General features: G+C 56.2%; 15 protein-coding genes and 1 pseudogene. 10 read left to right on the top strand and 6 right to left on the bottom strand.

Annotation, left to right across the window (positions count from 1 at the left end; genetic code table 11):
• The 4 genes and pseudogenes from G403_RS0117180 to G403_RS0117165 all read right to left on the bottom strand — a co-directional run.
• Positions 1-344, bottom strand: a pseudogene (locus G403_RS0117180) (transposase); the annotation flags it as partial.
• 300 nt (positions 345-644) lie between these two features.
• Positions 645-1,679, bottom strand: coding sequence for a TRAP transporter substrate-binding protein (locus G403_RS0117175; RefSeq protein ID WP_036234340.1), 1,035 nt, complete (start codon positions 1,677-1,679; stop codon positions 645-647).
• Between the two features lie 45 nt (positions 1,680-1,724).
• On the bottom strand, positions 1,725-2,678 hold the full coding sequence (locus G403_RS0117170) for a PDR/VanB family oxidoreductase (protein ID WP_027855077.1): 954 nt from the start codon (positions 2,676-2,678) through the stop codon (positions 1,725-1,727).
• Positions 2,679-2,777: 99 nt separating this feature from the next.
• On the bottom strand, positions 2,778-3,833 hold the full coding sequence (locus G403_RS0117165; protein WP_027855076.1) for an aromatic ring-hydroxylating dioxygenase subunit alpha: 1,056 nt from the start codon (positions 3,831-3,833) through the stop codon (positions 2,778-2,780).
• 302 nt (positions 3,834-4,135) lie between these two features.
• Here G403_RS0117165 and G403_RS0117160 point away from each other — a divergent pair, with 302 nt between their 5' ends.
• Both G403_RS0117160 and G403_RS0117155 read left to right on the top strand, forming a co-directional pair.
• A complete protein-coding gene (locus G403_RS0117160; protein ID WP_027855075.1) occupies positions 4,136-4,861 on the top strand; it encodes a GntR family transcriptional regulator in 726 nt (241 codons plus the stop codon).
• 37 nt (positions 4,862-4,898) lie between these two features.
• A complete protein-coding gene (locus G403_RS0117155; protein WP_027855074.1) occupies positions 4,899-5,675 on the top strand; it encodes an alpha/beta fold hydrolase in 777 nt (258 codons plus the stop codon).
• 52 nt (positions 5,676-5,727) lie between these two features.
• On the opposite strand, the gene G403_RS0117150 is transcribed toward G403_RS0117155, so the two are convergent.
• Together G403_RS0117150 and G403_RS0117145 are read right to left on the bottom strand one after the other, a co-directional pair.
• The gene (locus G403_RS0117150; RefSeq protein WP_027855073.1) at positions 5,728-6,651 is read right to left on the bottom strand and encodes a porin; all 924 of its coding nucleotides are present in this window, start codon (positions 6,649-6,651) and stop codon (positions 5,728-5,730) included.
• Between the two features lie 37 nt (positions 6,652-6,688).
• Entirely contained in the window at positions 6,689-7,360 is a 672-nt protein-coding gene (locus G403_RS0117145; protein WP_027855072.1) for a YccT family protein, read from the bottom strand.
• 522 nt (positions 7,361-7,882) lie between these two features.
• On the opposite strand from G403_RS0117145, the gene G403_RS0117140 reads away from it, so the two are divergent.
• The 8 genes from G403_RS0117140 to etfB all read left to right on the top strand — a co-directional run bounded on the left by G403_RS0117140 (position 7,883) and on the right by etfB (position 18,903).
• Positions 7,883-9,280 carry an L-serine ammonia-lyase gene (locus tag G403_RS0117140; protein WP_027855071.1) on the top strand — a complete coding sequence of 466 codons (1,398 nt, stop codon included), beginning with the start codon at positions 7,883-7,885 and terminating at the stop codon, positions 9,278-9,280.
• Between the two features lie 307 nt (positions 9,281-9,587).
• The gene (gbdR, locus tag G403_RS0117135) at positions 9,588-10,730 is read left to right on the top strand and encodes a choline metabolism transcriptional regulator GbdR (RefSeq protein WP_027855070.1); all 1,143 of its coding nucleotides are present in this window, start codon (positions 9,588-9,590) and stop codon (positions 10,728-10,730) included.
• A 239-nt stretch (positions 10,731-10,969) separates the two neighbouring features.
• On the top strand, positions 10,970-11,947 hold the full coding sequence (locus G403_RS0117130; protein ID WP_027855069.1) for a dipeptidase: 978 nt from the start codon (positions 10,970-10,972) through the stop codon (positions 11,945-11,947).
• 79 nt (positions 11,948-12,026) lie between these two features.
• Positions 12,027-12,560 (top strand): 4-vinyl reductase, encoded by a 534-nt coding sequence (locus G403_RS0117125; protein ID WP_027855068.1) that lies wholly within the window; start codon positions 12,027-12,029, stop codon positions 12,558-12,560.
• A gap of 76 nt (positions 12,561-12,636) precedes the next feature.
• A complete protein-coding gene (gene dgcA, locus G403_RS0117120) occupies positions 12,637-14,712 on the top strand; it encodes a dimethylglycine demethylation protein DgcA (RefSeq protein WP_027855067.1) in 2,076 nt (691 codons plus the stop codon).
• A 189-nt stretch (positions 14,713-14,901) separates the two neighbouring features.
• The gene (locus tag G403_RS0117115; RefSeq protein WP_027855066.1) at positions 14,902-16,881 is read left to right on the top strand and encodes a (Fe-S)-binding protein; all 1,980 of its coding nucleotides are present in this window, start codon (positions 14,902-14,904) and stop codon (positions 16,879-16,881) included.
• On the top strand, positions 16,878-18,119 hold the full coding sequence (gene etfA / locus G403_RS0117110) for an electron transfer flavoprotein subunit alpha (protein WP_027855065.1): 1,242 nt from the start codon (positions 16,878-16,880) through the stop codon (positions 18,117-18,119). Before G403_RS0117115 ends, etfA begins: the two co-directional genes overlap by 4 nt.
• Positions 18,109-18,903, top strand: a complete 795-nt coding sequence (gene etfB, locus G403_RS0117105) for an electron transfer flavoprotein subunit beta (protein ID WP_027855064.1) — start codon at positions 18,109-18,111, stop codon at positions 18,901-18,903. Before etfA ends, etfB begins: the two co-directional genes overlap by 11 nt.
• The last annotated feature ends 227 nt before the right edge of the window (positions 18,904-19,130 follow it).

Genomic DNA, 19,130 nt, shown 5'->3' with positions numbered 1-19,130 from the left:
CAGATCAACAGGCTTTAACTCTCTCAAACGGTCTATCAGCGCATACGTTTGAACTCGTCTGACATTAAGAGAGCGGAAGCCTTTTTTAATATGTCCTTTTCTTGCTCCAAGCGTTTAACCCTGGCTTCCAGTTCCTGGATGCGCTTCTGCTCGGGCGTCATAGCTTTGCTTGCGGGCGTTTCCCCGTCACGTTCGGCACGTAACTGATCCACCCACCGACGCAGTGCGGTATCACCGATACCAAGTGACCGGCAGGCCTCAGCGATGGAATAGCCCTGATCCAGTACAAGACTAGCGGCTTCCAGCTTGAACTCGGGCGTAAAGGAACGACGTTGTTTTTTCATTGAACACCTCTTGGGTGGCAAGGTTACCACCTATCTGGGTGTCCGGAATCATTGAACCACTACAACCACTACAAGCATCGCAGACTTAAAGAAAAATAAGGGACAGGTTGTTTGAGTGACGAAGGAGCGAGTTTCCTGTCCCGCTCTTTCGGTCGAGAAGCACAGGGGAATCGGCGTAGCCGATCAAACTGAGGGGCGGTTTGGGATTGTTAAGGGACTTGTCCGCACAAGTCCCTTAACTCGCCACCCGGCGAAATGAGGGCCGACGAGCACCACGCCCGCCGGCGGAACAACAAAAAATCACTCCGTTGGGCAGCTTCCACTCAGCTCAAGCGCTCGCGCATACACTTCACGTCCCGGCAGGCCTTTCTCTTCCAGGCTATCCAGATAGGCTTCGGTGGCCTGATCCAGTACCGGTTTCCAGGCCGGGTTTTCGGCGCCGTTTTCCACTACGTAGATCTCATCCCCGGCGTCGATCGCCTGCTGGCGGCCGATTTTATCGGAGTTGTCGTAGTTAACACCGGCAATCTTCGCCCAGGTCTGACCGGAGGCGTTGTCGATAACGGCCTTGAGGTCTTCAGGCATCTGCTCGTATACGTCTTTGTTCATGGTGGTGATGAACGACAGCGAATAGAGGCCGCCGACTTCGGTATGATAAGGCGTCAGCTCGTTCAGGCGGAAGGAGAGTTGCCCCTCCCAGGGGAACATGATGCCGTTGATTACACCGCGCTGGGCCGAGGTGTAGGTCTCCGGTGCAGGCATACCCACCGGCTGGGCACCCAGGCGAGAGAGCATATCGCCCACCACGGTGGTGGGGCGGCGAATGCGCATGCCGGAGAGGTCTTCCGGGGTTTTCACCAGTTTGTCGGTGGAGTGCAGGTGGCCCTGACCGTGGGTGAAGAAAAACAACGGGTGGGTGTCTTCATATTCTGAGGCGATCAGGCCTTCATCATAGAGGCCCTGGATAACGCAGGAGCCTTGCACTGCTGTTTTGACAACGCCCGGTAGCTCGACCACCTGAGTCAGTGGGAAGCGGTTGGCGGAGTAGCCCTGAACGGTGGCGGTTACATCCATGATGCGGTTCTTGACCGCTTCATACTGAGCCGGCGGCTTTGACAGGGTGCCGGATGGATAGAGCTCCACTGCAATGCGGCCTCCCGACTCCTTCTCCACCTGGTCAGCCCAGGGCTGGAAGATATTTTTGTGGGTGCCGGCAACAGCGGGCCAGATATGACCAAAGCGTAGTGTGTACTCCGCTGCATTGGCTATGGGTTGGGCGCCGATCATCAGTGCGGCGGAGGTGGCGATTACACCGGTCAGCTTTTTAATCTTCATTGGGTTTTCCTGTCTTATTGTTATGGGTTGGTTTGAAGGTGTTGCTCAGATATCCAATACCAGTCGTTTACTTTTTGCGCGCGAACAGCAGGGTGCGAACTCATTGTTGGAGGCGTGCTCGTCCGGGGTCATGAACACATCGCGATGATCGGGTTCCCCCTCCAGTACGCGGGTCGCGCAGCTGCCACACACGCCCTCTTCACAGGCGAAGGGGATATCGATGTCATGATCCAGCAGCACCTCTAGCGCGGAGCGGTCAGCCGGGATTTCGATTACATCACCACTGCTGGCAAGCTGGATTTCGAAGCTGCTGTTTTCGCCTTCGCCGCTGTGGTCGGCGGCAAAGTACTCGCGGTGCAGGCGCTCCTCGGCCCAGCCTGCAGCTCGGGCGGTCTCCAGCACGTGGTCCATGAACGGGTTGGGTCCACAGACATACAGGTGCGTCCCAGCGGGCTGTTCAGCCAGTAAGGCGGCTGTGTCCATACGTGATGCAGGTTCGGTACGGCTGTAATGGAACTGGACCCGGTCACTGAATTCACTGGCGCTAATGCGGTTGCGAAAGGCGGTTTGCTCGGGCGTGCGCGCGCAGTAATGCATCTGAAAAGCAGCGCTCTGATGGCTGAGCCGCTCGGCCATGCACAGTATCGGGGTAATGCCGATACCGCCCGCGATCAGCAGGTGGTTCTGGGCGCTATGCTCCAGCGGGAACAGGTTACGGGGCTCGCTGATGGTGATCTGGTCACCCACGTTGAGCTGATCATGGATGGCGATGGAGCCGCCGCGGGAGTCGGGGTCGCGCAGCACGCCAATTTCGTAGGCGTGGGTATCGCCCGGATGGTTGCAGAGGGAGTATTGGCGTATCAGGCCACCGGGCAGGTGCAGGTCGATATGGGCTCCGGCACTGAAGGCCGGTAATGCACCGCCATCGGTTCGAACCAGCTCCAACAGGCAGATATCTTCGGTTTCGTACTCTTTGCGTACGATCTTTACGTCGATCACAGCATAGTCTCCCGGCCCCCACAGCGGGCCGTGTTGTTATTATTCGGCACATCCGTGTCACCCAACCCGGATGTGCCGATTGTTCAATCAGGGCGTTGATCAGGCGCTGACGCTTTTCAGGCTGATCTCCCCCGCTTCCTCTTTGAGAAGCTTGTCGATCATGCGCCGTGCCTGGACGCCGCCGGCGTCGATATCCAGCTTGAGCAGTTTACGCTCGGGGAACCGGGTCAGATTGGCCTGCTGGCACTCCAGCATCTCCAGATCCTCGGCAAAGATGCCCCCCTGACCTTCGCGAATTGCATCGGTCAGTGCTTCGTCTTGCGGATTGAAGTTTCGGGCCATACCCCAGAAATACCAGTGGCTGGTTTCGGTTTCCGGCGTAATAAAGTCCACCACGATACTGTTAACCCGCTTGTCGGCCGGGGCTTCGCGTCCGCCATGACCGGCGAGGGCGACACCCACATCGATCAGTACATGGCTGGGCGGTGTGAAACGGCAGATCTGCCACCGATCCACGGGCTGGTCATCCGGCAAGCCTTTGGTGCGCAGGTTGCCCTGCCAGAATGGCGGCGCGGTGACGTTATCCATAAAGCGCGAGGTGCGAACTTCGCCATCGACCACCTTGGTGCTGACCGGAGCTTCATCGATCTCTTTCTGGCCGATGCTGGTGGAGTGCACGTAGGTTTCATGGGTCAGGTCCATGAGGTTATCGATCATCAGCTTGTAGTCGCAATTGATGTGATACAGGCCACCACCGTAGGCCCATTCATCACTGACGGCCCACTCCAGATGGGGGATATCGTCCGGGTTGGCTTTTTCTGCATCGCCGGTCCATATCCAGACAAAGCCATAGCGCTCCGCCACCGGGTAGCTTTTCACGCAGGGGAAGCCACCAACACGCTGTTTGGGCATGGACGTGGTTTTGCCATCACGGCCCATTTTAAGGCCGTGGTAACCGCATACGAGCTGACCGTCTTCAACGTAACCCAGAGAAAGCGGAGCCCCGCGATGCGGGCAGAAATCTTCCACTGCGGCGACTTTGCCATCCTGGTCTCGGTAGAAGGCGATCTGCTCGCCGCAGATTTGGCGGCCCAAGGGCTTTTCGGCGAACTCATCGGGGGTGCAGGCGACGTACCAGCAGTTTTTCGGAAACATCTCAGACTCCTTGGCTTAAAATTCTTATTAATGGATCCAATTTGATATAAATATTGCCCTATATGGTCTTTAAAACTCCATACTGGATCCATTGTATTTTTTGACTGTCTTATGTGTGTCTGATTGGTATTGCCTATCAATTATGTATAAAGTCTTTTTAGAACAAAGATTTAATGATTGGGTGGGCTTGCGATTTTTCAGTCTGATGGTGCTGTGCCGAGATTGAACAGTCCTGAATCATTCCAATTGGATCCAATTTGGTACAATCTGCCGGAAACTGAATCCAATACGGTGAGCGGGTCATGAGCAAAGCGGGTCAGCGGGTACTGAGCACATTAAGGCAGATGATCATCTCCGGTGAGCTGGCAGCAGGGGAGCGTATCGCCGAGATACCGACCGCTGAGCGGCTGGGTGTTTCGCGCACACCGGTACGGATTGCGTTTCGGGCACTTGAGCAGGAGGGGTTGCTGATCAAGCTTGAGCGACGCGGCTACCGCGTGCGTCAGGTGACCCGGGAGGAGATCAGCGGGGCTGTTGAGGTGCGGGGGGCGTTAGAGGGGCTGGCCGCGCGCCAGGCCGCCGAGAACGGCTTAACCGAAGCGCAGCGTCAGGGCCTGGTCGAGTGTCTGGCGTGGGGGGATGAGCTGTTTGATAAAGGCTATGTCACCGAAGAGGATCTGGAGGCCTATCATGATCTTAACCGCCGTTTTCATTCGATTGTGATTGAGGCGAGTCGCAACCCGGCGATCAGTTCGGCCATGCAGCGCAATGAGCATATGCCGTTCGCGTCGGTCAGCTCGCTGGCGATCGACCGTACTCAGCTCAAGCAGGAGTACCGGCGTTTTAACTTCGCCCATATGCAGCATCATGCGGTTTTTGATGCAATCACCCGCCGCCAGGGCGCCCGTGCGGAATCGATCATGCGTGAACACGCCAACGCCACGCTGCGCTATGCCGAGATCTTCAATGAAAAGGGGATGCCGGATGACTGCGAGTCGTTACGGGTGATCGGTGTCGAGGATCTGTAAGGCGAATGCTTTTTAATCTGATAACTCAGGATAATCCATGAATCCCGATATCTTGCTTTTACCCGGTCTATTGTGTGATGCGGCGGTTTGGGAGCCGGTGATTCCGGGGCTCCCGGCGCAGCGCTGTCGTGTTGTGGATTATGGCGCTGCCGATTCTATCGAAGCGATGGCCCGGGCTGTTCTGAAAGACACGCCTGACTCATTCACGCTGATCGGGCACTCCATGGGAGGACGCGTGGCGATGGAAGTCTGTCGATACGCGCCGGAGCGGGTGCAAAGGCTTGTTCTGATGGATACCGGCTATACGGCGAGAGCGCCGGGAGACGCCGGTGACAGCGAGCGAGAGAAAAGGATGGCGTTGTTGTCGCTGGCCCGTGAACAGGGGATGCGTGCCATGGGGTGGACCTGGCTGCAGGGGATGGTCCATCCGGACCGGCTGGAAGATGCCCCGTTGGTCGAGTCGATTCTGCAGATGATCGAACGCAAAACGCCCGAGATATTCGAAGCGCAGATTCGTGCGCTGCTGAGCCGCCCGGATGCCACTCCGGTACTCGAAACGCTCCAATGTCCCACATTACTGGTCTGCGGACGTGAGGATGCCTGGAGCCCGGTTTCCCAGCATGAAGCGATGCAGGTGTTGGCACCGCAGGCGCAGCTGAGCGTGATTGAACAGTCCGGCCATATGAGCACCATGGAACAGCCGGAATCAGTGGCGACGGTGATCGGTTCCTGGTTGCAGGACAACAAGCAGGGGCAGGTTCAGACAGGGGTAGGTCCAGACGAAAAAAAGCCGACATCCTGTCGGCCTGAGTAGAGCAGGTCAGCCGACTCCACCTGAAGGGGGAAGGGGAGTCGGCTGGGCATCATTAGAACTTGATGCGCATACCGGCCAGGTAACCCATGTCAGAGTCGTCTTCGTCGGTATCGGCGATTTCAGCGATCAGGCTGACGTTCTTCTGGGTCGGGAACTTGTAAGTCACGTTGGCGTACCACTCGGTCACGTCATCACCGCTTTCCGGCTCGATGTTGGTCATACCCAGTGCAACTTTGGTGGTCTTGGCAGCAGCGAAGGTGGCAGCCAGGTTGTACTGGTCAGCGATATCTTCGGTGGTGCTGAAGTCAGCGGCGATGGTGGCGACACCGGCGTCGTAGGACGCGCTCACACCCCAGGTTTCTTCGGAGTCAGCACCGACAGACGGAGTCATGTCCTGGTAGGCTGCAGCCAGAGTCAGGCCAGAGATCTCGGTGGATGCGAACAGGTCGAAGTATTCGCCGTTTTCGCTCGCTTCACCTTCAGCTTCCATTTCGTAAGAAGCGACCAGGTAAACATTGCTCAGCTCAACGTCAACACGGATGGTGTCGTCACCGTCGGTGCCCATGGCGTCGAAGCGGTCTTCGTCCAGGGTGTTTTCGTACGCTTCTTCGATACCGAACTCGTCAGAAGCGAAGTTCTGCTTACCGAAAGACACAGATGTGTTGCCGAAAGCCAGACCCAGGTACGCTTCTTCCAGGTCGCTTCCGTCCTGCTTGTCTTCCGCAGCGTCTTTGAAGCCAAAGTCGACACGGCCGAAAGCGGTCAGAGTGTCGGACAGCTCGTAGCTCACGTAGTTTTTCAGTTCCAGGTCATCAAACTCGATTTCCGGGTTCTGGTCGTTACCCACGTCCTGACGCAGCTGAACCTGCAGGTCGCCGTTCAGTTTGTAGGTGAAGCCTTTACCTTCGTAGATGGTAGCAGCGCTGGCAGAACCGGCGGCAACGGAGATGGCTACGGCCAAAGTAAGCTTTTTCATGAATCGAACTCCATATTGGGACGCAATGATTGCAGGATTAATGAGTCTGATTTATCCAGGATTTAAAACGTTGCTGAGTCTGCTCGTCAGCTTTTTGATACCAGTATTCCAGCATCTGGCTGACGATTTTTTGATCAGCTTTTTCTTGTTGAACTATCTGACCATTAACAGATGACCCCTTATTACTTTCATTAAAGGTATAAGCGGGTTCTGATTGGTTTTCTTCGAGAGCAGCTTTCGATTCGGTTTGGTTATACGCTTGGATCTCTGCTATATAATTCCGGTCCAGCTGAAAGCCTTCCTTAATAAGCGTATCGATTTTAAGGTCTTTTTTATTGCCGTTGGCATCCAGTAGGTAAGCCTTTGGTTTACGATTGAACGTTTTAAGTTCATACCGGGTATCAACGGCTGGGGTTTCCAGGGTGAGCTGCTCATCGCTTGCATTAAACAGCAGGATCAACGCGTCGCTGCTATCCAGAAAAGATTCGTCCGCCGCATCGCGAAGACGCACAACCTTCTCGATAACCAGCTGATGCTCACCATTCGGGAGCTCAAGGCGTGCCTGCTGGGCGGACAGATACTGCTCTGCCGGCGCTTCATTCACCACATGAACCTTGATGGTCGGGTCCAGTTTAATTTGTACCTGAGCCTGCCCGATAACGGGGGTCATAACAGCCAGGAAAAAAAATACTAAACTTTTAGTCGACATTACCTGTCCAAACCGTTTCGTGTTTGATTTCGGGCGCATGTTAGTTTCGCTTTATGACATTCCTGTTTCGAAGCGATTAAATTTGTGACTACTTTCTGTAACAGGAATTTAACGTGGGTGTGGTAGTGCAGATTTGTTGGTTTATGTGATGAAAATTAGAGATGGGCGGTAGGTTTTTTATGAATATTCTCATAGCAATTTCCGTTTTTATTGTTTTGGATAGCAAGCCGGATTGGTGATGTTTTTAAATTCAGGTCACCTCAGCTGGTAATGACTTCATGCTAAAGACGTCATTTTCTATTCTGAAGTTTAAAGTCATTAATACCTTTAAAAATTTAACGCGCTTTTTGTGCGTTTTGATCATGAGGAGCGTTTTTCGATCGAAGAGTCAGAAAAGGTGTCAGAGAATGTAAGTCGATTTCGCATCTACAGGCGTCGCTGTACGACATGTGGTTTGCCCCGGTCACCCTGATAATCCCTGCAGTGTTTTTCCAGCAAAGGCCGGTTCGGTCGAGGTGTGTCATGGGTATTAGTGTTTTTGATCTGTTCAAGATTGGGGTGGGGCCTTCAAGTTCACATACAGTTGGCCCGATGCGTGCGGCTAACAGGTTCCTGGAGGAACTCGACGAAGCCGGCGTTACTGCATCCGTTACCCGTATCTCGATTGAACTGTTCGGATCACTCAGTGCCACGGGCGTAGGCCACGGCACCGATCTGGCCACGCTGGTGGGCTTGATGGGCGAGTCGCCCGAAACAGTGGATCCTCGCTCGGTCGGGCCCGCTGTTAAAGCGGTGATGGAGTCAGGCTACCTGCCGCTGCGCGGCGATATGGGCGTTGAATTCGACTGGGATCGCGACATGCTGTTCCTGGATGAAGTCTTGCCTTACCACCCCAATGCGATGACGCTGACGGCATGGGTGAGTGAAGAGATCGGCCTGAAACAGACCTACTACTCAATTGGCGGGGGGTTTGTTCTTAATGAAAGTGAAGCGACCAGCGAAGCACATCTGGTGCCTCAGGTTAAATTGCCTTACGACTTTAACAGTGCCCGTGAGCTGCTCGAAATCTGTCTCCGTGAAGGTTTTTCGATCAGTGAGTTGATGCTTGAGAACGAAAAAGTCTGGCGCCAGGAGTCTGAAATCAGAGCGGGTATCGATTCGCTCTGGAAAGCGATGCAGGAGTGTATCGCCAACGGGTTGGAAAACGAGGGGGTTCTTCCAGGCGGTCTGAATGTGCGCCGTCGTGCGCCCTCGCTGTATAAGTCTCTGAACCAGGCCTCTAACGCCAATGTGATCAGCTCCACGTTAAGTGCCATGGATTGGGTGAACCTCTATGCGCTTGCGGTGAATGAAGAGAATGCGGCCGGTGGTCGTATGGTTACTGCGCCCACTAATGGTGCGGCAGGCATTGTTCCGGCGGTATTGATGTATTACATGCGCTTCAAGGATCAGGCGTCCGACGACGATGTGATGCGCTTCCTGTTGGCAGCTGCGGCTATTGGTGCGCTGTGTAAGAAAAACGCTTCGATCTCAGGGGCCGAAGTAGGCTGCCAGGGTGAGGTGGGTTCTGCCTGTGCAATGGCGGCAGCGGGTCTGGCTGAGGTACTTGGTGGTACGCCAGCGCAGGTGGAAAACGCCGCAGAGATAGCCTTGGAGCACAACCTGGGGCTGACCTGTGATCCGGTTGCGGGTCTGGTTCAGGTGCCCTGCATCGAGCGTAATGCCATTGCCGCCATGAAGGCGATTAACGCCGCTCAGATGGCCCTGCGGGGTGATGGTGAGCATTTCATCTCGCTCGACAAGGTGATCCGTACCATGCGCGACACTGGCCGAGACATGCAGGACAAATATAAAGAGACTTCTCGGGGTGGTCTTGCGGTCAATGATATCGAGATTGCTGTTAACGCCGTTGAGTGTTGATTATACAGTTTTATTTCAAAATACCTGATCAAATGGTCCAGATGAGGCGCCCTCATTTGGACCGTTTGTGTAAAAAAAAGGTGCAAAAAACGACATCAGGGGGGTCGCTTTTAATACAGATTCAACTATAGTGCGCATGTCTGTAGTGCCCGTGAGAGCTGCTTTTCGCGTGATTTGGAGCTAATTGGGTCTAACCCGGCATCCGCATATCTATTTGCGACACGCCGACTCAGATACGACCAAATATAAATATAAAAGGCACAGCGGTTGCTAGTGCCCCAATAGGTAAACATGGGGTTAGCGTAAAATGTCTGAGAACAACTCTTCTTCTTTTCAGGGCTCAACTGCAAAGAACAAAACCCGCAGCATCGGTTTTCTGTTGCTGAACAACTTCACCATGATCGCTTTGGCGTCGGCGGTGGAGCCGTTGCGTATGGCGAATCAGCTAAGCGGGCAGGAGCTCTATAACTGGCACACCCTCACCGAAGACGGTGAAGCGGTTATGGCCAGTGACGGTATCCGGATCACACCGGATAGCTCAATGACCGAGTCTCCCGAGTTGGACACACTGATCGTTGTCGGCGGTGTTAACATCACACGTAGCTTTACCCGCCGTCAGGTCTCCTGGCTACAGGCGATGGCGCGCAAGCACATCCTGATTGGTGGTGTTTGTACAGGTCCCTACCTGTTGGCAGAAGCGGGCCTGCTGAACGGCTATGACTGCAGTGCGCACTGGGAGTGTATCGCGTCTCTGCAGGAAGCTTACCCCAAGGTTAACTGCACCAATCACCTGTTCGTGATCGATCGTGACCGTATGACCAGCAGCGGCGGCACCGTACCGATGGACATGATGCTGAACATGATCCGCCGTGACTTCGGTTACCAGCTGACTGCCGGTATCTCCGAGATGTTTATCTGTGATCGCGTTCGTAATGAATCCGATTACCAGCGTATTCCGCTGCGTCATGTACTGGGTACCACTCAGCCCAAACTGGTTGAAGCGGTTTCTTTGATGGAATCCAACATTGAGGAAGCGATCGAGCTGGATGAGCTGGCCGGGTATGTGGGGCTTTCGCGCCGTCAGCTGGAGCGTCTGTTCCAGAAGTATCTGCAGTGCTCACCGTCGAAGTACTACCTGAAGCTGCGCCTGTTCCGTGCGCGTCAGCTGCTTAAGCAGACCTCCATGTCGATCATCGAGATCGCGGCGGCCTGTGGCTTTGTCTCCACACCGCACTTCAGCAAATGCTACCGCGAACATATCGGTATTCCGCCACGTGAAGAGCGCAGTGGCATGCGTAGTCAGGAGCGGACACAGACGCTGACACCGCTGGTAACGACAGCTTTGCCGGGGCTCAACCAGAAGGGCGAGCGTCGCTCCAGCGAGCTGGCGATGCGCGCACTGAGCGAAGCGCAGTTTGAGCCGACTTACGGATCCGTAACCCTTCAGTAAGCGGGTTTAAAGGTCTTTCGAAACCGCCGTTACCCAGAGGTAGCGGCGGTTTTTTGCGTTATAGGATCCGGTCTTTTTCTGCTCTACCGTGACTAAATCCTGCCGGCTGTGGAAAACCTTTTTTGACGTCGCGAATCACTACGCTTTACGCCAGTCGAGTGACGCTTTCAGAACAATTCCCCGTGATCTTTCCCCCTATTCTGAGCGCTACTGAAAGCACCCGTTGAATAGGTGGAAAAATGAGCGCAGCAGAACTGCACAAAGATGCCATCGTGATCGATGGTCTTGTGATCGCAAAGTGGGATCGTGAGCTTTTCGAAGACATGAGCCGTGGTGGTCTGACGGCTGCAAACTGCACCGTGTCGGTGTGGGAAGGCTTCCAGGCTACGGTCAACAACATCGTTGAAATGAATGGCCTGATCGAGCAGAACTCTGACCTGGTGCTGAAAGTACGCACCACCGACGATATCCGTCGCGCCAAGGCAGAAGGTAAGACCGGTATCATCATGGGCTTCCAGAACGCCCATGCGTTCGAAGACCAGATCGGTTACGTGCAGACCTTTAAGGATCTGGGCGTGGGCGTGGTACAGATGTGCTACAACACCCAGAACCTGATCGGTACCGGCTGCTACGAGCGGGACGGTGGTCTGTCCGGTTTCGGCCGTGAGATCGTGGCTGAGATGAACCGTGTCGGCGTTATGTGCGACCTGTCTCACGTCGGCGCGAAAACCTCTGAAGAGGTTATTCTCGAGTCCAAAAAACCGGTCTGCTACTCCCACTGCCTGCCCTCCGGGCTGAAAGAGCATCCGCGCAACAAGTCCGATGAAGAGCTGAAGTTCATCGCCGATCACGGCGGTTTCGTCGGCGTCACCATGTTCGCGCCCTTCCTCAAGAACGGCATCAACTCCACCATCGAAGATTACGTTGAGGCGATCGAGTATGTCTTCAATATCGTTGGTGAAGATCAGATCGGTATCGGTACCGACTTCACTCAGGGACATGGCCAGCCGTTCTTCGAGTGGCTGACCCACGACAAGGGCTACGCCCGTCGTCTGACCCAGTTCGGCAAGATCGTGAACCCGGAAGGTATCCGTACTCTGGGTGAGTTCCCGAACCTGACCGAAGCACTGCTGCGTCGTGGTTTCACCGAAACCCAGGTACGCAAAATCATGGGTGAGAACTGGGTTCGGGTCCTGGCAGACGTCTGGGGCGAATAACGATCAGAGGCTGCGGCGCTCATGACGTTTCAACGCGGTTATTAACAGAGACAAATACTTTTAGTTGGAGTTTGAAGTAATGGGTACTCATGCACCTGAAATGCCGATCCTCGTCGATGACGAAACCGGCGTATGGACCACCGATGCACTGCCGATGCTGTATGTGCCGCGCCACTTCTTTGTTAACAACCACATGGGTATCGAAGAAGAGATCGGTGCAGAGCGTTATGCCGAGATCCTCTACAAGGCCGGTTACAAATCCGCCTACTACTGGTGTGAAAAAGAAGCCGAAGCCCACGGTATTTCAGGTCGTGATGTATGGGATCACTACATGAAGCGCCTGTCTCAGCGTGGCTGGGGGTTCTTCATCACTGAAGAGCTGGATCTGGAAAAGGGTACTGCCCGCGTACGTCTGGAAAACTCCGCGTTCGTTTACCAGTACGGCAAAGTAAACCGCAAGGTTGATTACATGTTCACCGGCTGGTTTGCCGGTGCCATGGATCAGATCGCCGAGAGCCTAGGTTACCCGGTCCGCACCGTTGCAGAACAGACGCAGAGTGCGGCTGAAGAAGGCTGCGACTACGGCATTTTCGAAGTCCTTCCGCTCGGCTAATCGAGTAAAACAAAAGAGTACAAAAACCTGCGCCGTCGAGAGCCGGTGCAGGCCCTTAGAAAAGTTGGGGTGAACCATGTCGCAGTTCGATGCACTGTTCCAGCCGTTGAACATCAACAAGCTGACCATCCGTAACCGTATCGTCAGTACCGCTCATGCCGAGGTGTATGCCACCGATGGCGGTATGACCACCGATCGTTACGTCAAGTATTATGAAGAGAAGGCCAAGGGCGGCTGTGGCCTCTGTATCTGCGGCGGTTCCAGTGTGGTGTCGATCGACAGCCCACAAAGCTGGTGGAGCTCGGTAAACCTGTCCACCGACCGTATCATCCCCCATTTTCAGAATCTTGCCGATGCTGTGCACAAGCACGGCGGCAAGATCATGATTCAGATTACCCACATGGGGCGCCGTTCCCGCTGGGACGGTGAGAACTGGCCCAATCTGATGTCTCCTTCAGGTATTCGTGAGCCGGTACACCGTGCGACCTGTAAGACCATCGAAGAGGAAGAGATCTGGCGCGTTATCGGCGACTTCGCGAAAGCGGCCGTGCGTGCGAAAGAGGGCGGCCTCGACGGTGTTGAACTCTCTGCCGTGCACCAGCATATGGTCGACCAGTTCTGGTCTCCGCGTGTTAACAAGCGTACCGACCAGTGGGGCGGCAGCTTTGAAAACCGTATGCGTTTCGGTCTGGAAGTCGCCAAAGCCGTGCGTGAAGCGGTGGGCCCAGACTTTGTCGTCGGCATGCGTATCACCGGTGATGAGTTCCATCCGGATGGTCTGAACCACGAAGATATGAAGCAGATCGCGGCGTACTACGACGCGACCGGCCTGATCGATTACTTCGGTGTGGTTGGCTCCGGTTGTGATACCCACAACACCCTGGCCAACGTCATCCCGAACATGAGCTACCCGCCGGAGCCGTTCCTGCACCTGGCGGCGGGTATCAAGGAAGTGGTTTCCGTACCGGTTATCCACGCGCAGAACATCAAGGATCCGAACCAGGCCAAGCGTATCCTGGAAGCCGGTTATGTCGACTTTGTCGGTATGACCCGTGCACATATCGCTGACCCGCACTTCATTGCCAAGATCAAGATGGATCAGGTTGACCAGATTCGTCAGTGCGTGGGCGCCAACTACTGTATCGACCGTCAGTACATGGGTCTGGACGTACTCTGCATCCAGAACGCGGCGACGTCCCGTGAATACATGGGTCTGCCGCACATCATTGAGAAGACGACTGGCCCTGTGCGCAAGGTCGTTGTTGTGGGTGGTGGCCCCGGTGGTATGGAAGCGGCCCGCGTTGCTGCTGAACGTGGACACAACGTAACCCTGGTTGAGAAGGCTGAAGAACTGGGTGGTCAGATCACCATCGCCGCTAAAGCACCGCAGCGTGATCAGATGGCCGGTATCACCCGCTGGATGGTAATGGAGCTTGAGCGTCTGGGCGTTGATATCCGTTTGGGTACCGAAGCCAGCGCTGACATGATCCGTGACCTCAAGCCGGATGTCTGCATCCTGGCAACCGGCGGTACGCCGTTCCTGGAGCAGAACCCGCACTGGGGTGCCGAGGAAGGTCTGGTTGTATCCAGCTGGGACATTCTCAGCGGCAAAGTCGAACCGGGCAAAAACGTCCTGATCTACGACACCATCTGTGAATTCTCCGGGATGTCCGCGGCTGACTACCTGGCCTCCAAAGGGTCCATGGTCGAGCTGGTTACCGACGATATCAAGCCGGGTGTCGGCATCGGTGGTACCACCTTCCCGACCTACTACCGCAGCCTGTATGAGAAGGAGGTGATCATGACCTCCGACCTGATGCTGGAGAAGGTATACCGCGAAGGTGACAAGCTGGTTGCGCTGCTGGAAAACGAGTACACCGGTCAGCAGGAAGAGCGTGTTGTCGATCAGATCGTGGTCGAGAACGGTATTCGTCCCAACGAAGCGCTGTACTACGAACTCAAGGGTGAGTCGCGCAACAAGGGTCAGATCGACGTTGAAGCACTGTTCGATATCAAGCCTCAGCCCATTCTTGGTGAAGAGCTATCCGAATCTGGCGACGGCATGATCCTGTGGCGTCTGGGGGACTGTGTGTCCCAGCGCAACACACATGCGGCGATCTACGACGCACTGCGACTCTGCAAGGATCTGTAAGCGTCTGGCGGCAGCCTGGGCGGTTTGGCAACAAGCAGGTGGTCACGTGCTGACACGCCGTGAACCCATCCCTGGGGGCTCCACGCCGGCATCCTTGCCGGCGAGGGCCAGCCCGCTACCACCTGCTTGCCGCTCCTTGCAGTTCACTGCCACGTACAAGCCTAGGTTAATTCAAGAGGGCTCATCATGATCCTCGATTGGTTACTCCCCGTTCTTCTCTCTGTTGCGCTGCTGCTGGCTGTGGCCGGTATGCTCAAGCGGATCAGTCTCTGGCGTGCCGGTCAGCCGGAAAAGGTTAATCTCTTCTCCGGACTGATGGCGATGCCGCGTCGCTACCTGGTGGATCTGCACCATGTGGTTGAGCGCGATAAGTATATGTCCAAGACTCACGTGGCGACTGCCGGTGGCTTCGTGCTGTCGATGGTGCTGATCCTCGCGGTGCACCTGTTCGGTGTTGAAAGCCGCTGGCTCAGCTATGCCCTGCTGGGCGCTCTGGTGCTGATGTTTGTCGGTGCGCTGTTCGTATTCAAGCGTCGTCTTAACCCGCCGTCGCGCCTGTCAAAGGGCCCTTGGATGCGTCTGCCCAAGAGCCTGCTGATGTTTGCTGTCAGCTTCTTTATCGCGACCCTGCCCGCCGCCGGTATCCTGCCTGAAAACTTTGGAGGCTGGGTGCTGGCTGTGGTGCTGGCTGCCGGTATCGTTTGGGGGCTGGGTGAGCTGGTGTTCGGCATGGGCTGGGGCGGTCCGATGAAGCACGCCTTTGCCGGTTCCCTGCACCTGGCCTTTCACCGTCGTCCCGAGCGTTTTGGGGGTGGTCGCTCCACCGGCCTCAAGGCTGTGGATCTGACTGCGTCCAAGCTGGGTGTGGAAAAGCCCACTGACTTTAAATGGAATCAGCTGCTGGGTTTCGACGCCTGCGTTCAGTGCGGTAAGTGTGAAGCGATGTGTCCGGCGTTTGCAGCCGGTCAGCCGCTGAACCCGAAAAAACTGATCCAGGATATGGTGGTTGGTCTGGCCGGTGGCTCCGATGCCAAGTTCGCCGGCAGCCCTTACCCGGGTATCGAAGTCGGCAAGGCTGAAGGCGGCCCGAACAAAACCATCACCGAAGGTCTGGTCAGCCCGGATACACTCTGGTCCTGCACCACCTGCCGCGCCTGTGTGGAAGAGTGCCCGATGATGATCGAGCACGTGGACGCCATCGTCGATATGCGCCGCTTCCTGACGCTGGAGAAGGGTAATACCCCGAACAAAGGCGCTGAAGTGCTGGATAACCTGATCGCCACCGATAACCCCAACGGTTTCAATCCGGGCAGCCGCATGAACTGGGCGGCGGATCAGAATCTGCGTGTGCTTAAAGACGTGAAAGAAGTGGACGTGGTGTTTTGGGTGTCCGACGGTGCCTTTGACATGCGTAGCCAACGTATTCTGCGTGCCTTCGTGAAAGTACTGAAAGCAGCAAACGTCGACTTTGCAGTGCTGGGCGATGAAGAGCGCGACTCCGGCGACGTGGCCCGTCGTCTGGGTGATGATGCCACCTTCCAGAGCCTGGCCAAGCGTAATATCGCGGCGCTCAGTCAGTACAAGTTCAACCGTATCGTGACGACTGACCCGCACGCCTTCCACTGCCTGAAGAACGAGTATCCGGAGCTGTATCCGGCCGGTCAGAAGCCGGACTACGACGTTCTGCACCACACCACGTTCATCAACGAGCTGGTTAAAGCGGGTCTGTTGAATCTGGAAGAGTTCAAGGGCGGTACCGTGACCTATCACGACCCCTGCTACCTGGGTCGCTACAACGGTGAATATGACTCGCCGCGTGAGCTGCTCGGTGAGCTGGGGATCAAACTGGCCGAAATGGAACGCTCCGGTTTCCGCTCCCGCTGCTGCGGTGGGGGTGGTGGTGCTCCGATCACCGATATTCCGGGTGAGCGCCGTATCGCCGATATGCGTATGGCCGAAATCAAGGAAGTGGGCGCCGAGCTGGTCGCAGTAGGCTGTCAGCAGTGTACCGCGATGCTGGAAGGCGTGGTGGAGCCCCGTGCCGAAGTGAAGGATATCGCCGAGCTGGTGGCCGATGCGTTGATCGAGGATGACGCGCCGGTATCCGGTAAGCAGAGTGCTAACAAGTCTGCTGCGAAACAGAAGCAGGCTGGGGAGGTGGCTGTATGAGCGAAGATATTATTCGCCGCGACCCGCGGGCGGAATGGATCGCACGCAACCGTCTGCATCCGCTGCATGACTCCATGCAGTCCGCAGCCGCAGAGGTTCGCGGTCCATCTGGCCTGATCCGTCGTAACCCGCATGCGGTTGGTTTTATAGGTCCTAACGGCATCAAGCGCATTGACCGGATGAACGGCAACGGTCTGGCAAGCCTCGGTGGTCGCCGTTCCGCTTCCGGTGCCAAAGAGGTGGTGCTGCCGCTGCATAAGGTGGATAACCCGGATTACTACATCGCCGTGGTGCCCGATATGGTCGGTGGCCGTTTGAGCGGTCATGACCGTGATGTGCTCGGCCAGGCCCACAAACTGATCCGCGAAATTGGCGGTGCCGGCGCGGTGATGGCGGTTGTCTTCGGTGAGTATCGCGAAGAGGCCTTTGATAAAGCGGGCGTTGATCGCCTGCTGCACCTTGATGGTGATGAATACGAGGGCTACTCGCCGGAGCGTCGTGTGGCGGCGCTGGCGCAGGTTGAAAAAGAGTTTGCCCCGCGTCACTGGCTGCTGCCCGACAGTGTTGCCGCCGGGTTTGAGTTGGGCTGTCGCCTGGGGGCTCGCATTGGCGAGCGTCCGGCAACACAGGCCTGGCAGGTGGATGCTCAGCAGAGTATCTGCCGTGGGGCGGGCGGTACGCTGGATATCACCCGTGAGACCCCGCGTCTTGTTCTACTGGCTGAAGAGTGTGCAGAGCCCATCGACGAAACCCGTCATGAAGTCCTGCCGGTGGCGCTGGAAGGTGCTGTTGAAGCCCGTGTCCAGATTGCCGATTGCGGCCAGGTGGCTGTTGACCCGAATGCGATTCCGCTGGGTGAAGCTGAGTTCATTCTCTCTGCCGGTAACGGCGTGAAGGATTGGGATCAGTTCCACCAGGCAGCCGAGCTGCTGGGGGCTACCGAAGGTGCCAGCCGTGTGGCGGTGGACGATGGCTACATGCCGCGTTTCCGTCAGGTCGGTGCGACCGGTACCTGGGTGACCGCACGCGTGTACGTGGCGGTGGGTATCTCCGGTGCGATCCAGCATCTGCAGGGTATTGGTCAGTGCGACAAGGTTATCGCCATCAATACCGATGTGGGATGTGACATGGTCAAACGTGCCGCACTCAGTGTGATTGCCGATAGTGGTGATGTGCTCCAGGAGCTGATTCGTCTGGCTAAGGCTTATCGTCAGGGGGAGATTGAACATGCAGCCTGATAAGAAATTCCCGGATCTTCGCATCAAAGCGCTGATCTCGGTGGGTAAGCATCCGGGTTCCGGCCGTGCTCGCCGTGCCGAAACCGATGCCCGCGCCGTGGAAATGGGCCTTAAGCTCGCTCCCAAGGGGCTGGAGGTTCTGCACGCCGGTAATCCGGAAGAGGATTCCCTGCGGGCCTACGCCGGTATGGGATTACAAAAGCTGCGTATTATTGCCCAAGGCGATAATGCCGATGCGGTGCCGGCTTTGAGCCAGTATCTGCGTGGCGAAACGCCGGATATCGTTCTGACGGGCGTGCGTGCTGAAAGCGGGGAGTCATCCGGTATGGTTCCCTACCTCTTGGGCGAGGCCCTCGGCTGGCCGGTGGTGACCCGTCTGGCGGAGATCGTTGCTATCGAGAACGGTCAGGCAGAGGTGTTGCAGGCATTGCCCCGTGGTCAGCGCCGCTCGCTGAAGGTGCCCCTGCCCTTTGTGGCCAGTGTGGATATGGCCGCCGAAGCGCCGCGTCAGAGCGCCTTTGGCCCAGCCAGCCGTGCCGAATTGGCGGCGGTGAATGCGCAAGCTGAGGTGACTGATGCCGTCAAAGCGGGGTGGAGCGAGGCGCCTGCCCGTAAGCGTCCGAAACGACTCAAGGTTGTTAAGGCGAAAACGGCCGCGGATCGATTCAAGGCGGCAACCGCAAAATCCTCCGGCGACGGCGGTAAAGTACTTCGCGATCAGCCCGCCACCGAAATGGCTCAGGCGGTGTTTGATCTGCTGCTCGAAGAGGGCGTTATCCGTTAACTGGGTATTGCTTAGCGCCCACGTTCAGGAAAGCCAGCGTCGATACCGCTGGCTTTTTTGTGGGCGATGGAAACTCGTTTCAACCGTGTCGTTTATGGCAATGCGCGGTTCGATCATGAACAGGTGTTAGACGTTTGTTCAGTAGACAATGGACACATATTCCAACTGAAGCCAGACAGCCTCACCTCTGTGCGCCGATTGCGGAATATATCCCCTGCAAGTTGCTG

The sequence above is a fragment of the Marinobacterium litorale DSM 23545 genome (genome assembly GCF_000428985.1).
Taxonomy (GTDB): domain Bacteria; phylum Pseudomonadota; class Gammaproteobacteria; order Pseudomonadales; family Balneatricaceae; genus Marinobacterium_D; species Marinobacterium_D litorale.
This window is presented reverse-complemented; position numbering and strand designations above follow the sequence as displayed.